The organism is Arthrobacter melezitosi (genome assembly GCF_054511055.1).
Genome location: NZ_JBTNDJ010000001.1, coordinates 269,920 through 282,863, shown reverse-complemented (window position 1 = coordinate 282,863; position 12,944 = coordinate 269,920). Strand labels below are relative to the sequence as shown.

The following is a 12,944-nucleotide window of genomic DNA, read 5'->3' as shown; positions in this document are numbered from 1 at the left end:
GATGGCCGTCTATTGATTGGCCAGCGGGTGGCGACCGGTTTCCGGCAGTGAGCCCAGCAGTTCCCGCACCCGCGCCTCGATGTCGTCGCGGATGCCCCGGACCCGGGCCAGCGGGAGGCCCGCGGGGTCCTCGAGGTCCCAGTCGAGGTAAGGCCGCCCGGGATAGACCGGGCAGGCGTCTCCACAGCCCATGGTGATGACGACGTCGGCGGCGCGGACCACCTCGTCGGTGAGCGGCTTGGGGTACTCCCCGCCGAGGGGCACGCCAATCTCATCCAGCGCCGTCACGATCACCGAGCGCACGGCTCCGGCCGGAGCGGATCCGGCGGTCCGGACCCGCACGCGGTCGCCGGCGAGGTGGCGGAGGATCCCCGCAGCGAGCTGGGAGCGTCCGGCGTTCTGTACGCAGACGAACAACACCTCCGGCGGCCGTCCGGCGCGCGGCAGCTCCTCCGCCGCCAGGGCGGACAGCCGCTCGGCTGCGAAGCGGGAGGTCAGCGAGGACAGGTGGCGGGCCGGCCCGGCGCGGTCCGCGAGCAGGGTGTGGCTCTCCTGGACATAGCGCGCGACGGTCTCGGGGCCAAAGGTGCCGGCGAAGCGGGTTGTGAGGTCCGCCGAGATGCGGCGCAGTACCGCATCGGTCACGGGCGGCGGCCGCTCACCCTGGAGCACCTCCGCCACACGGTCGACCTGGTGGGTGGGAATCGAGTACCAGACCTGCCGGCCCTCCGGAGCCCGCTGCAGCAGGCCCTCCACCAGGAGCGCTTTGACATGGTGGCTCACCGTTGGCTGCCGCAGGCCCAGCTCGGCCGCCAGGCTGCCGACAAGCCGCCTGCCGTCCGGGCTGTCGAGAATCAGGGACAGGATCCGTGCCCGGGTCGGATCGGCGAGCAGCTTCAGTTCGAGCGGAGAACCCGGCATGCGCATAGATGAGAGTCTATGCGTACTCAGATCCGCCGACTCCGCTCCTGGCACCGGACTCCGCGGAATCCCGGTGGCGCCAGCGACCGGACGGCCCCCGTGGCAGCGGGTGTGCCCGGGAGGCACTCAACAGGGGCCGGGGTGCGGGATGGGCGAGACTGAGGAGATGATCCTGAAAGCGGCAGTACTCTTCGCCCTGTCGGCGATCGCCGAAATCGGCGGAGCCTGGATGGTGTGGCAGGCGGTCCGTGAAGGCCGCCCCTGGTGGTGGGCGGGCATCGGCCTGATCGCCCTGGGCGTCTACGGCTTCCTCGCGACCCTCCAGCCCGATCCGCACTTCGGCAGGATCCTGGCCGCCTACGGCGGGGTGTTCGTGGCGGGATCCCTTGCCTGGGGGATTGTTTTCGACGGCTTCCGGCCCGACCGGTGGGACATCCTTGGGGCCTGCGTTTGTCTCGCCGGCGTGGCCGTCATTATGTTCGTCCCCCGGACTCCCGGCTCCTAACCGCCGGCCCGCCGCCGTCAATCACTGCCATCGATCACTGCCGGGGGCGCTGCCCGGGTGTGGCCCGAATTGCCGGAGGCGTCCCATGGTGGGGTCGTGAGCGGCCTAGCCGGCGAGCGGGGTTGATCGGCCGAGCCTGGTGAGGTGGAGCAGATCATCGACCTCCTCCAGGTCCCTCACCGCCGCGCACAAGCGGCCCTGTGCCGTTCCCGCGGCCCCCTCCGCACCGGCAGCCTCGGCCTGCTCGCAGGCAAGCCGCGCGTCAAGGAGGATCTGCACCCGCCGAAGCCGCAGCGCTTCAAGTTCTTCAAGTCCGCCGACCCCTCGGACCTGCTCCCGGCCTTCCGGGGCCTGCTGCAGGTCGATAGTGCGGGAGCTTAGCAATTCCATAGAAGTATGCTCCAGTACGCCGACCCCATCCGCAACAAACGAATCGCCCATAAGAGGCAAGTATTTTCAGCGCGGAAACATCCGTAACACGGTAGTCGGGTTATGGCTGCCGAATATCTTTGCGGTTATTTCCTTCGACAACCAATCCGCCCCGGCCTGCCTGCCGAACACCCTTTAAGCACATCCGAAGGTGTGCGCTCACCGCACAGTGAAGGAAATTGATCTCCATGAACAAGAACATGCGGCTCCTCGCGGTACCCTCCCTCGCCCTGGGCATGCTGGCCCTTTCCGGCGCCTCCGCAATGGCGGCGGACGGCTCCTACTCCTCGACCCTGGGCCAGCTCAACGGCAGCACCGGCGCGGGCACCATCACCGTCGACGTCAAGGGCGACCAGGCGACGGTCAACCTGCAGGTCTCCGGCCTCGCCGAGACCTTCATGGACGGCCCCTACCCCCACGTCCAGCACATCCACGGCGGCGCCCAGGGCGTCTGCCCGACCCCCGCAGCGGATACCAACGGCGACGGCGTGGTCAACACGACCGAAGGCGCCCCCTCCTACGGCGGCATCCTCACCACGCTGTCCACCAGCGGCGGCACCGGCCCCGAAGAGGGCCTGAACGTCAAGCTCGGCGGCCAGGGCGGCAGCTACACCATCCAGCGCACCTTCGACATCAACGCCGACACGAAGGCCGCCCTCGAGGCCGGCACCGCCGTCGTCGTCGTCCACGGCCTGGACCCCGCAACCCTGAGCCCGGCCGCCCAGGAAGCCAAGAGCGACCTGACCCCGGACCTTCCGCTGGCAGCAACCTCGCCGGCACTGTGTGGCACCCTCGTCGCCTCGCAGATGGGCGCCATGCCCAACGGCGGCGCCGACACCGGAGCCACCCAGGAAACCGGATCCAACGTTGGTGCCCTCGCCCTCGGCGGCGGCCTCGTCCTGGCCGCAGCAGCCGGCGGAACCCTCCTGGTCCGCCGCCGCGGTACCGGCCAGGCCTAGGCCCTAGCAGCACCAACCGGCCCGGGCCCAGCCCGGCGCCACCGGCCACTGCAGCGTCTTCCCCTCGCCTGCGGTGGCCGGACCGTTTAACTCCCGAATCCTTCGATGGTGCCCTTTGATCCGGCTCGTCCGTGGAGGACCATGATCCCATCGCCCGCGCTGGACCGCCGGAACGGTAACCGGCGCCCAGGGCGGCAGGCAGCGAAGGAGCGGGTGGGTTTCATGACGACGATCGACAGCGCGGTGTACCTGGGCGGGATCCGGACGGACAGCCCGGCCAGTCTCGGCGAGACCTTCGACATGATGCACGAGCGCCGAGGCATGGCCTGGATCGGCCTCTTCCGGCCGGCTCCGGAGGAGATCCATGCGGTCGCCGACGAGTTCGACCTCCACGAACTCTCCGTCGAGGATGCGCTGTCCGGGCACCAGCGCGCGAAGCTCGAGCGGTACGGCGACACCCTGTTCCTGGTTCTGCGACCGGCGCGGTACATCGACGAAGCCGAGAAGGTGGAATTCGGCGAGCTCCACGTCTTCGCCGGGGCGGACTTCATCGTCACGGTCCGCCACGCCGAGGCCCTCAACCTCGCCAGGGTGCGGCAGCGGCTCGAGGCGGACCCCGAACTGCTCGCCATGGGCCCTCCGATCGTCCTGTACGCGATCCTCGACGAGGTCGTCGACCAATACCAGCCCGTGGTGGCCGGCCTGCAGAACGACATCGACGAAATCGAGGACCAGCTCTTCAACGCCGGAGCCGACGTGTCCCGGCGCATCTACGACCTGTCCCGGGAGGTCATCCTGTTCCAGCGCGCCACCCAGCCGCTGGGCGCCATCCTTGAGGCCCTGCAGCGTGAGAGCGACATGGGCGGCATGGACATCGAGGTGGAACGCAGGCTGCGCGACGTCCACGACCACGTGCTGCGCATCATCGACCAGGTCAACGCGTTCCGGGTGCTGCTGCAGAACGCCCTGACCGTGCACGCGACCTTCATCGCGCAACGGCAGAACGACGAGATGCGGCTGCTGTCCGAATCCGGCCTGGTGCAGAACGAGGAGGTGAAGAAGATCTCCTCCTGGGCGGCGATCCTGTTCGCGCCCACCCTCGTGGGGACCATCTACGGGATGAACTTCGAGCACATTCCGGAGCTGTCCTGGCCCCTCGGCTACCCCTTCGCGCTCGCCCTGATGGTGGGCATGGGGATCGGGCTGTACCTGATGTTCCGACGCCGGGGATGGCTGTGAGGGCTCAGCCCCGGTAGACCTGCACCACCGAGGGGCGGGGCAGCGCCCCCTGCCCGGCGGCCGGGCGGCTGCCGGCGGGCACGTAGTCGGGGAACCGGGACAGCTGGGCGGCCCAGGCTCCGTCCTCCCCGGGATGCTGGACGGCGACGAACACCGAGCGCTCCTCGTCGTGGATGATGGGCCCGCACGTCTCGGCGCCGCGCGGCACCGCGAGGAACTGCTCGACGCGCCCCCGGTCGGCGCCGTCGAGGGTCACCTTGAACAGTCCGTCGCAGTATCCGATACTGCCCGGCTGGCCGTCCGTGGAAATCCAGAGGTTGCCCGCCGAGTCGAAGGCGAGGTTGTCGGGGCAGCTGATCGGGGAGACCCGGTCCGCGGGGTACCCGCTGAAGTACGCCGTCAGGTTCGTCGCCGGGTCGCCGCACACCAGCAGCAGGTTCCAGGTGAAGCGGGTCGCCGTGGCGTCCCCGCCGGCCTCGGTGAGTTCAACGACATGGCCGTCGCGGTTGCCGGTGCGCGGGTTGGCCTCGTCCGCCGCGGCGTTGGTTCCGGTTCCCCGGTTGGTGTTGTTGGTGCAGGCCACGTACACCCTGCCGGTGATCGGGTTCGGCTCGACGTCCTCGCAGCGGTCCATCTTGGTCGGGCCGACTTTGTCGGCGGCAAGGCGCGTGAAGACCGCCACCTCGGCCGCGCTCATCCCCGGCACCGCGGACTCGTTGTCGAGCAGCAGGGGCAGCCACTCCCCGACGCCGTCGAATGCGCCGTCGGCGGGCAGCGCCCCGGAGCCGTTGATCTCCGGCACCGAGTTGCCCTGGAAACGGGCGACGTAGAGCGAGCCCTGGGAGAGCAGATCCATGTTCGCCCGCCGCGCCTCCGGAGTGTTCCCGGGCCGGACGGTGTGGGTCGAGACGAACTTGTACAGGTAGTCGAACCGCTCGTCGTCCCCCGAGTAGGCCACCACGCGGCCGTCCGCCGCGACGCTCACGTTCGCGCCCTCGTGCTTGAAACGGCCCAGCGCCGAGTGCTTCCGTGGGGTCGAGGTGGGGTCGAACGGGTCGACCTCGACGATGTAGCCGAAACGGTGCTTTTCGTTCTCGTGGCCGGGGGTCCGGGTGTCGAAGCGGGCCTCGTCGATCTCCCAGCCGCGGACGGTGGGTTTGGAGCCCAGCCCGTACCGGCGGTCGCCGGCGCTGGTTCCTGCGCTGACGAAGTACCCGTTGAAGTTCTCCTCCCCGGAGAGGATGGTTCCCCACGGGGTCGTTCCGCCGGCGCAGTTGCCCAGGGTGCCCAGCACGGCGCGGCCCGCCGGGTCGTCCACGGTCTTCACGAGGTCGGAGCCGGCGGCGGGACCGGTGAGTTCATAGGCCGTTGTGGTCAGGAAGCGCCGGTTCAGCGGGGCGCCCTGGACGTAGCTCCACGGTTTGGTGGGGTTCTTCCGCTCCAGCTCGACCACCGACAGCCCGTGGGCGGCCTTGCCGATTCCCCGCACCTCGGCGGCCGCAAGGGTGGGAGGAACCATGATGGCTTCGTTCGTGTACTCGTGGTTGGCGAAGAGCACCGCCCGTCGCCCCTTGCTCCCAGGCAGGGTGAGGATGTCCGTGTAGTCGCAGTTGTACCCGAACTGGAGGGCTTGGGCGGCCGCACTCTGGTTCTGCGCGTCGAAGACCGGGGAGTTCGCGAACAGCGGATCGCCCCAGCGGATGACCGGCTTCCAAGTGAAACCCCTTGGAACGATCAGGTCGTCGACCAGGGCGTCCACCGGGTCAATGGCCGTGAACGCGAGCCTGCTGTGCGCGCGGCCCAGCAGGGCCACCGCCTGCGGAAGGTTTCCGCCCGACCCGGCGGCCGACCCCACGAGCAGGGTCAGGGCCCCCGCCGCGCCGGCCCCCAGCAGGTTGCGCCGTGAGAACTCGGCGGAGACGACGTCGCGGAAGTAGCCGTTCGACGAGGTGTTGCAGACCGCGGAGGCGCACGCGTTGTCGCACTTCAGGGCGCAGGTGACCGCGCTTCGCTTGCCTTTGGTGTGTCCGAGCATGGGGAGCAGCCGGCGGGTCGTTTCACTCATGGGTAGTGCCTTCCAAGGGGCGAACGGCGGTGGTGTCACCTCCCAACGTGGTGGTCGAAGCCGTCACCCCGGATGCCGTCCGGTAAATGCGCGGAGAACCCATGCCAAACATTTGACCCATCTGTCCCACTGATGGGCGTTGATCGGCGGGGCATGTCCGGTTATGCCCGCAGACGAGGGTTGATCAGTGGGCAGGCGTGTCTGCGAGGTCGTCCACCAACCGTTCTGCCCACTGATGGGAGCCGATCAGTGGGCATGTCTGGATATGCCCACTGATGGGGGGTGATCAGTGGGCAGGCGTGTTTGGGAGGTCGGATTCCGACGGTTCTGCCCACTGACCGGGGCCGATCAATGGGCAGAAGTGTTTGGGAGGTCCATGTCCAACTGTTCTGCCCACTGGCTGGGGTTTATCAGTGGGCAGGGCCGCCGTAACGGGCGGCGGGCCCGGCATGGTCTCCGCTACGGTGGGCGCATGAAACGCATCGGGTTGCTCGGCGGGATGAGCTGGGAAAGCTCAGCGCTGTACTACTCCCTCATCAACGAGGGCGTCCGGGACCGGCTCGGCGGCCTGCACTCGGCCTCCTGCGTGCTGGTGTCCGTGGACTTCGCTCGGATCGAACGCCTCCAGGCGCAGGGTGAATGGCAGCTCGCAGGCGAGATACTGGCCGATGAGGCGCGGCGGGTCGAGGCCGCGGGCGCCGACCTGCTGGTGCTCTGCACCAACACCATGCACAAGGTCGCGGGGGCCATCGAAGACGCCGTGTCCATCCCGTTCATCCACCTTGCAGATGTCACCGCCCAGGCGGTTCTTGCGTCGGGAATCCGGACGGTGGGCCTCCTCGGGACGAGGTTCACCATGGAGGAGACCTTCTACGTGGACCGCCTTGCCTCCCACGGGTTGGAGGTCCTCCTTCCCGGCGCCGAAGACCAGGCGAGGGTGAACACCATCATCTATGACGAACTGGTGCTCGGGGACATCCGGGACGAGTCCAGGCGCAGCTACCAGGCGGTGATGAAGGACCTGGCAGCCAGGGGTGCCGAGGGCATCATCCTCGGCTGCACGGAGATCGAACTGCTCATCGGCCCCGGGGACGCGGACCTGCCGGTATTCGCCACGACGCGCCTCCATGCGGAAGCGGCCGTGACGGCGGCACTCGCCGGGTGATGCCGGCTTCCCTCAGCCTTAGGCCGCCGTCAGCACGCGGTGCACACGCTCGAGCCGGTCGAGCCACCACTGCCGCCGGTCGGCCGGTGCGGCGAAGGTGTCAAGAAGGGCCGGGGAGGCGTCGACCGGACGGACAGGAAGGAAGCCGCCGGAGGGTACCAGCGGCTCGTCGGTGACGTCGCCGGCCATGAGGGAGACCGTCGCAAGCCCGCAGGCATAGGGAAGCTCGGGGAGCGCTGCGGCGAGGGCCACCCCGGCACGGATGCCCACCGAGGTGTCCAACGCGGAACTCACGACGGCGGGCAGGCCGGCCCGGGCCACGATCTCCACCGCCCTGCGCACCCCGCCGAGCGGTGCGGCCTTGATGACCAGCAGGTCCGCCGCATCCTCGCGGGCGACCCGCAGCGGGTCCTCCTCGCGCCGGACGCTTTCGTCGGCGGCAATGAGCACGGGCACCTGGCGCCGGCGCAGTTCATTGCGCACCGCACGCAGCCCGGGGATGTCCGCCACGGGTTGTTCGGCGTACTCGAGCCGGAACCCGGCGAGCCGGGTCAGGGCGGCCAGGGCCTCGGGCTCCGTCCACCCACCGTTCGCGTCGACGCGGATTGCCGCGGCGGGCAGCAGGCGGCGCACCTCGGCCACCCGGGCGAGATCCTGGGCAAGGTCCTGCCCGCGCTCGGCCACCTTGACCTTCACGGCGCCGACGCCGTCGAACCGTGCCAGCACCTCCTCCACGCCGACCGCGGGGACCGCGGGGACCGTGGCGTTCACCGGTACCCGCCGCCGCACGGGTTCCGGGAATCCCTGCCATCCCGCCTCCAGCGCCGAGCGCAGCCAGCTGGCCGCCTCCTGGTCCCCGTACTCCGGGAACGGGGAGAACTCGCTCCAGCCCTCGGGCCCCTCTAGGAGGAGTGCCTCCCGCACCAACACGCCGCGGAACCGGACCCGCATGGGCACCGCGACGACGCGGGCGCGTTCCTTGAGCTCGGCGAACGGCGGGAGGAAGCGGTCGGAGGTTGCGGGTGTGCTCACGGGTCTAGGCTACGGGGCGGGACTCCGTCCCGGATCCGGCCGCCACGCGCGCCCGCGGCCCGCCTCCCGCCGACACTGCAGCCGACCACGCTTCTCCCCCGGCAAACGGTGGTTATCTGCATGCTCGACGGGATCGGCGACCGGGCGGGCGTGGATTCCGGAACTCCCAGCCGAATGTGGAACAGTTGATGGATGACCTTGCAACGAGGACCCCTTCGGTGGACCCGTCGTCGGGCCAGGGCGGCCCGCAGCCCGCAGCTGTTCATCCTGGGAGCCGCGGCGTGCTTCGCGTCCCTGGGCTGGATCTACTGGTTGTTCGTCCGCACCACCACCGGCCAGTTCGCGGATGAATCGGCGTGGGCGGAAGCCGACACCGCCGCCCCTGACGGTGCGCTGCCGTTTCTCCGGTTCCTCGACAACCTGCCCCTGATCTCGGTCGTCATCGCCGCTGCGACCCTCCTGTTCGTCACCCTGGTGCGGCGGAGATGGGCCGCTGCCGCGATTGCCCTCGGCGCAATGGCGGGGGCGAACCTCACCACCCAGGTCCTCAAGAACCTGGTCCTGGACCGGCCGGACCGTGGGGTGCCCACCCTCGACTTCAATTCATTACCGTCGGGGCATACAACGTTGGCGGCCTCGGCCGTGGCGGCCGTCTTCCTCGTATCGTCGCCGCGCTGGCGCCCGTTGGTGGCGGCCGGCGGCGGGATCTATTCCGTCCTCGCGGGCGCCGCGACCTTCCTCAACCTGTGGCACCGTCCGGCCGATGTGATCGCCGCGCTCCTGGTCGTCGGGGCGTGGACGCTCCTGGGCGGCCTGCTGGTGATGCGCACCGGGAACGAGTGGAACGTATGGCCCGGCTTCGGCCGGCACTGGGCGTCCTCGCGGTGGTGGCTCGCGCTCTGCTGGGTGGCGGGCCTGATGGGCCTCGTACTCTCTGGACTGCTTTACGTGACGGTCCAACAGATCGGGCCGGCGCCGGTCCCCGGCACCGCGCGCGTGCCGCTGTTCTTCTGGGCGGGCCTCTGCTCGATCGTCGGCACCGGATTCACCCTGGCCGGGGCCGCCGGCTGGCTCTTCACCGCCCAGGCCCGCCTCACCGGGAGTCCGCCCCGGCGGGCCGCCGCGCGGCGGCCCGGTGGTCAGGGCTGACGGGCAAGCCACTTCCAGTGGGCGAGCGTCCGCAGCCTGTCCAGCAGCACCCGGGAACGTTCCGGGCCGTAGGGCAGGAGCGGAACCGCCTTGGTCATATCGATCGAGGCCTCGTCCATGGCGATCTTGGTGACCCGGATGGCCGCACGCATCTTCTCCATCTGCGTCCCGACGAAGCGGACATCCACCGGCGCACCGTGGCCGGGAACGAAGATGTCGTAGAGGTCCTCAAGCGCCGCGATCTTCCCAAGAGTGCGGATCCAATCGGCCGGGAACGAATCCTCGAACGCAGGGTCGGCGCCCTCTTCGACGAGGTCACCCGTGAACAGCACGTTGCCGGCCCCCACGAGGAGGTCGTGGTCGGTGTGCCCGCGCCCGAGATGGAACAGCGTCACCTGGATGCCGCCCAGGTCGAGGTCCACCGGCTTCCCATCGACCAGCCGGTTCGCTGCCACCAGCCCTGTGTGCGCGCCGTCGCCGGCCGCCATTTCGGGTTCAACCGCGGAGACGAGGGCACGCTGCCGCCCGCCGTCGCTCAGCATCGCTTCACTGCAGCGGGAGGTGGCCCAGATCTGTTCGACGCCGCGCGCGGCCAGGTAGCCGTTGCCGAAGTAGTGGTCACCGTGGGCGTGGGTGATGACGGCGGTGAGCGGCAGGTCCGTCAGCTCACGGATCCGGCCGAGGATCTGCTCCGCCTGCCGGGGCCCGGCGCCGGTATCGATGACCAACCCGCGCTCGGATCCGAGGACGAAGCCGATGTTCGTGGCGAATCCGGGAAGGACGAGGACCCGGATGCCGGGGGCAAGCTCCCGCCATCCGGCCGCCGGCCCGGGGACGTCGGTTTCAGCAGACAAGGGTTTCCCTCCCGTTGGCGATGGACCTCCAGTCTAGGAGGCCCGGGCGATCATGATCCCCCGTACGCCGACCAGTTCCCCGGTGGGAACTCCGGACCCGGGAAGAACCCGGGTCCGGGCGGGAGCCCCTGCCCGGGCACCGGATCCTGGCTGGGACGGCTTCCGAGGAGGCTGCGGGTCAGGGCGGCGCCGTCGGCCATCAATTCCGTCACGGCGGCCTCGAGCTGGGCGTCGGAAACTTCGGTGCCGGCCAGTTGTGCACCGAGGACCGCCCGGCGCACCAACTCCCGGGCGAAGGAGGCCGTTGTCCCCTCGGTGCGCCCGGCGGCGGCGGCGAGCGCCTCCTCGCTGAAACCGATCCTGCGCGAGTACAGGCGGAGCAGTTCGATGCGCTCAAGCTCCGACGGCAACGGAATGTTCACCGCCAGGTCGACCCGGCCGGGACGCTCGGCGAGTGCCCGCTCAAGCATGTCCACCCGGTTGGTGGTGAGCACGAAGGTCACGTCGGCGTCGTCGTCCAGCCCGTCCATCGCATCGAGCACCTCGAACAGCAGGGGCTGGGGTCCGTGCCCGAAACTCCGGTCCTCGGCGATCAGGTCGCAGTCCTCAAGGACCACCACCGAGGGCTGCAGGGCGCGGGCCATCCGTGCAGCCTCGCCCACGAAGGCCAGGGTCCCGCCGGAGAGCAGGATCGCCGTCGTCCCTTCGGCCCGGCCGAGCAGGTAGCGCACCGTGTGCGTCTTTCCCGTTCCCGGCGGCCCGTACAGCAGGATTCCGCGTTTGAGGTGCTGCCCCAACGCCTTCAGGGCCGTGCGGTGCGCGGCGATGCCCACCGCGTGGTCGGAGATCTTCCCGAGGAGGCCGGCGGGCAGGATGACGTCCGACTCGTCAAGGGCCGGCCGGTGGTGGAAGGTGACGCCGGCGCTGCCCTGGCCGTACTCCTCCAGCGTCAGGGAGATCACCTGGCCCTTGAGCACGCTGTCGCTCTGCAGTTGGCGGCGCAGCTCGGCGAGGAACCCGTCGGTGGCTTCCGGGTCCGGGCAAAGGACTTCGAGTGAGGCGGCCACCCGGCCGTACTGGGGGTTGGCACTGCGCTGGAGGACCGCCAGCGGAACCCCGGCGCGGGTGAACAGCCGGACGCCCAGGGCCACCGCCTGCCGCTGGGCGTCGGGCCCGACCGCTACGTTCATGTAGTCCGGTTGGGAGAGTGGAAGCCGCGGAAAGAACTGCTGTTGCTGGAGCATGTCGCTCAGGGACAGGTGGTGGCGCTGGTCTCCTCCACCGATTCCGATCAGGCGGGCGGCCGGGTCTTTTCCGGCCTCCGCGGCCAGAACGATATCGAGGTCGACAAAGCGGTGGGAGGGAACCTGTTCGAGGACGACCGGAAGTTCATGGGCCGGGCGCCCGAGGTGTGCAGTGAGGACCGGGACGATCTGCTCGCCCTGCGGAGCGCGCGGCCCCTGCGCCTGCGCCAGCTCGACCAGCGCAGCGAAATCGGACAGAAACTTCCCCATTGAGTCATCCATGGGCAGAGACTACCAGCGGCGTCGAAGGCCCGGACGGTGGGACTCCGGCGCCGATAAAGAATCGAATATGTGATTTGCACTAGTCACACCAGAAACATCTGGGCTACTTTTCTACATACCTCAATGCGGCATCCGAGGTAATTCTTTCCGTTCCAAGCAGGACAGGTGACTATGGAACCCGGCGGAACACCGCCCCGACGGAACGTTGCGGTTTTCCTGGATATGGAGAATCTGTACGGCGGGGTTTCCGGGCACCCCACCTCCGTTCCGGTCGGCCTGATCCTGAAGGACATCGGCCGCCTGGTCAGCGACAGCCGGGTCGGGGAGCTCACGGCGGTCGCCAAGGCCTACGCGAACTGGGGCCGGGCGGAGATGGGCACCTACCGCCGCCAACTGCTCGGGCATGGGGTCGAGCCGGTCCAGATCTTCTCCTTCAGCCAGGACATCAAGAACGCCGCCGACATCGAACTCGTGGTGGATGCGCTCCGGGTTGCCGCCGAGGCACCGTGGATCGACGTGTTCGTGCTGGTCAGCGGAGACGGCGGGTATGTTCCGCTCGTGCGGCGACTGCATGCGCTGGGCAAGTATGTGATCGTGGTGACGACGTCGAGCCCCGATGGAGGGGCGGTCAACAGCATCCTCCGGTTCGCTGCGGATGAGTTCCACATCGTCTCGGTCCCTGAGCCACCCGCAGTCAAGGCGCCCGCGGTGAAGCTACCCGCCGCAAGGGCGCCCGCGGTCAAGCCACCCGCGGCAAAGGCGCCCGCGGTGAAGGCCGTGGCCGCGGATCGGCGGCCGGCGCCGCCGCCCACCCTGGCCGAGTACCGTGAGGCCATCCTCTCGCTGGTCCGCGCCGACCCCGAACTGCTGCTGGTCGACGGACTGGTCAACGGAGCACGGCTCGGCGTGCTGCTGCGCCAGCGGTGGCCCGGAACCACGAGCAAGACCTTCCAGTACCGGACCCTCGGCGCCCTGGTGGAGGCGAACTGCGGGCTGCGCATGATCCGCCATGTCGAGCCGAAACCCGTCCCGGAGCTGGTGCCCGCCTGAGCCGGCCCGGCCCGGCGGAGGCCGCGGAGCCGGGCCGCAACCGGAGCCCC

General features: G+C 69.5%; 12 protein-coding genes. 6 read left to right on the top strand and 6 right to left on the bottom strand.

The genetic code is table 11. The features are described from left to right. Positions 1-9: 9 nt before the first annotated feature. Positions 10-921, bottom strand: a complete 912-nt coding sequence (locus ACX80W_RS01400; RefSeq protein ID WP_459279739.1) for a metalloregulator ArsR/SmtB family transcription factor — start codon at positions 919-921, stop codon at positions 10-12. A gap of 166 nt (positions 922-1,087) precedes the next feature. Here ACX80W_RS01400 and ACX80W_RS01395 point away from each other — a divergent pair, with 166 nt between their 5' ends. Further along, positions 1,088-1,426: a YnfA family protein gene (locus tag ACX80W_RS01395; protein ID WP_459279738.1), complete on the top strand. Its 339-nt coding sequence runs from the start codon at positions 1,088-1,090 to the stop codon at positions 1,424-1,426. Positions 1,427-1,531: 105 nt separating this feature from the next. Here ACX80W_RS01395 and ACX80W_RS01390 read toward each other — a convergent pair whose 3' ends face one another. Next, on the bottom strand, positions 1,532-1,816 hold the full coding sequence (locus ACX80W_RS01390; protein ID WP_459279736.1) for a hypothetical protein: 285 nt from the start codon (positions 1,814-1,816) through the stop codon (positions 1,532-1,534). A gap of 227 nt (positions 1,817-2,043) precedes the next feature. Between ACX80W_RS01390 and ACX80W_RS01385 the strand changes: the two genes are divergently transcribed. Both ACX80W_RS01385 and ACX80W_RS01380 read left to right on the top strand, forming a co-directional pair. Beyond that, positions 2,044-2,814, top strand: a complete 771-nt coding sequence (locus ACX80W_RS01385; protein ID WP_459279734.1) for a GVDTG sorting domain-containing protein — start codon at positions 2,044-2,046, stop codon at positions 2,812-2,814. Positions 2,815-3,036: 222 nt separating this feature from the next. Then, positions 3,037-4,053, top strand: a complete 1,017-nt coding sequence (locus tag ACX80W_RS01380; RefSeq protein ID WP_459279731.1) for a magnesium and cobalt transport protein CorA — start codon at positions 3,037-3,039, stop codon at positions 4,051-4,053. Positions 4,054-4,057: 4 nt separating this feature from the next. Here the strand turns inward: ACX80W_RS01380 and ACX80W_RS01375 are convergent, their stop codons facing one another. Beyond that, positions 4,058-6,118: a PhoX family protein gene (locus ACX80W_RS01375; RefSeq protein ID WP_459279729.1), complete on the bottom strand. Its 2,061-nt coding sequence runs from the start codon at positions 6,116-6,118 to the stop codon at positions 4,058-4,060. Between the two features lie 472 nt (positions 6,119-6,590). Here ACX80W_RS01375 and ACX80W_RS01370 point away from each other — a divergent pair, with 472 nt between their 5' ends. Continuing rightward, the gene (locus ACX80W_RS01370; protein WP_459279727.1) at positions 6,591-7,283 is read left to right on the top strand and encodes an aspartate/glutamate racemase family protein; all 693 of its coding nucleotides are present in this window, start codon (positions 6,591-6,593) and stop codon (positions 7,281-7,283) included. A gap of 18 nt (positions 7,284-7,301) precedes the next feature. Here ACX80W_RS01370 and ACX80W_RS01365 read toward each other — a convergent pair whose 3' ends face one another. Continuing rightward, positions 7,302-8,315 (bottom strand): o-succinylbenzoate synthase, encoded by a 1,014-nt coding sequence (locus ACX80W_RS01365; protein ID WP_459279725.1) that lies wholly within the window; start codon positions 8,313-8,315, stop codon positions 7,302-7,304. 192 nt (positions 8,316-8,507) lie between these two features. Between ACX80W_RS01365 and ACX80W_RS01360 the strand changes: the two genes are divergently transcribed. Then, positions 8,508-9,464, top strand: coding sequence for a phosphatase PAP2 family protein (locus tag ACX80W_RS01360; RefSeq protein WP_459279723.1), 957 nt, complete (start codon positions 8,508-8,510; stop codon positions 9,462-9,464). Here the strand turns inward: ACX80W_RS01360 and ACX80W_RS01355 are convergent. Beyond that, a complete protein-coding gene (locus ACX80W_RS01355) occupies positions 9,455-10,318 on the bottom strand; it encodes an MBL fold metallo-hydrolase (protein WP_459279721.1) in 864 nt (287 codons plus the stop codon). The two genes, ACX80W_RS01360 and ACX80W_RS01355, sit on opposite strands and share 10 nt — an antisense overlap. A 50-nt stretch (positions 10,319-10,368) precedes the next feature. Further along, on the bottom strand, positions 10,369-11,844 hold the full coding sequence (locus tag ACX80W_RS01350) for an AAA family ATPase (protein WP_459279719.1): 1,476 nt from the start codon (positions 11,842-11,844) through the stop codon (positions 10,369-10,371). Positions 11,845-12,015: 171 nt separating this feature from the next. On the opposite strand from ACX80W_RS01350, the gene ACX80W_RS01345 reads away from it, so the two are divergent. Further along, positions 12,016-12,894 (top strand): NYN domain-containing protein, encoded by an 879-nt coding sequence (locus tag ACX80W_RS01345; protein ID WP_459280190.1) that lies wholly within the window; start codon positions 12,016-12,018, stop codon positions 12,892-12,894. Positions 12,895-12,944: the final 50 nt, after the last annotated feature.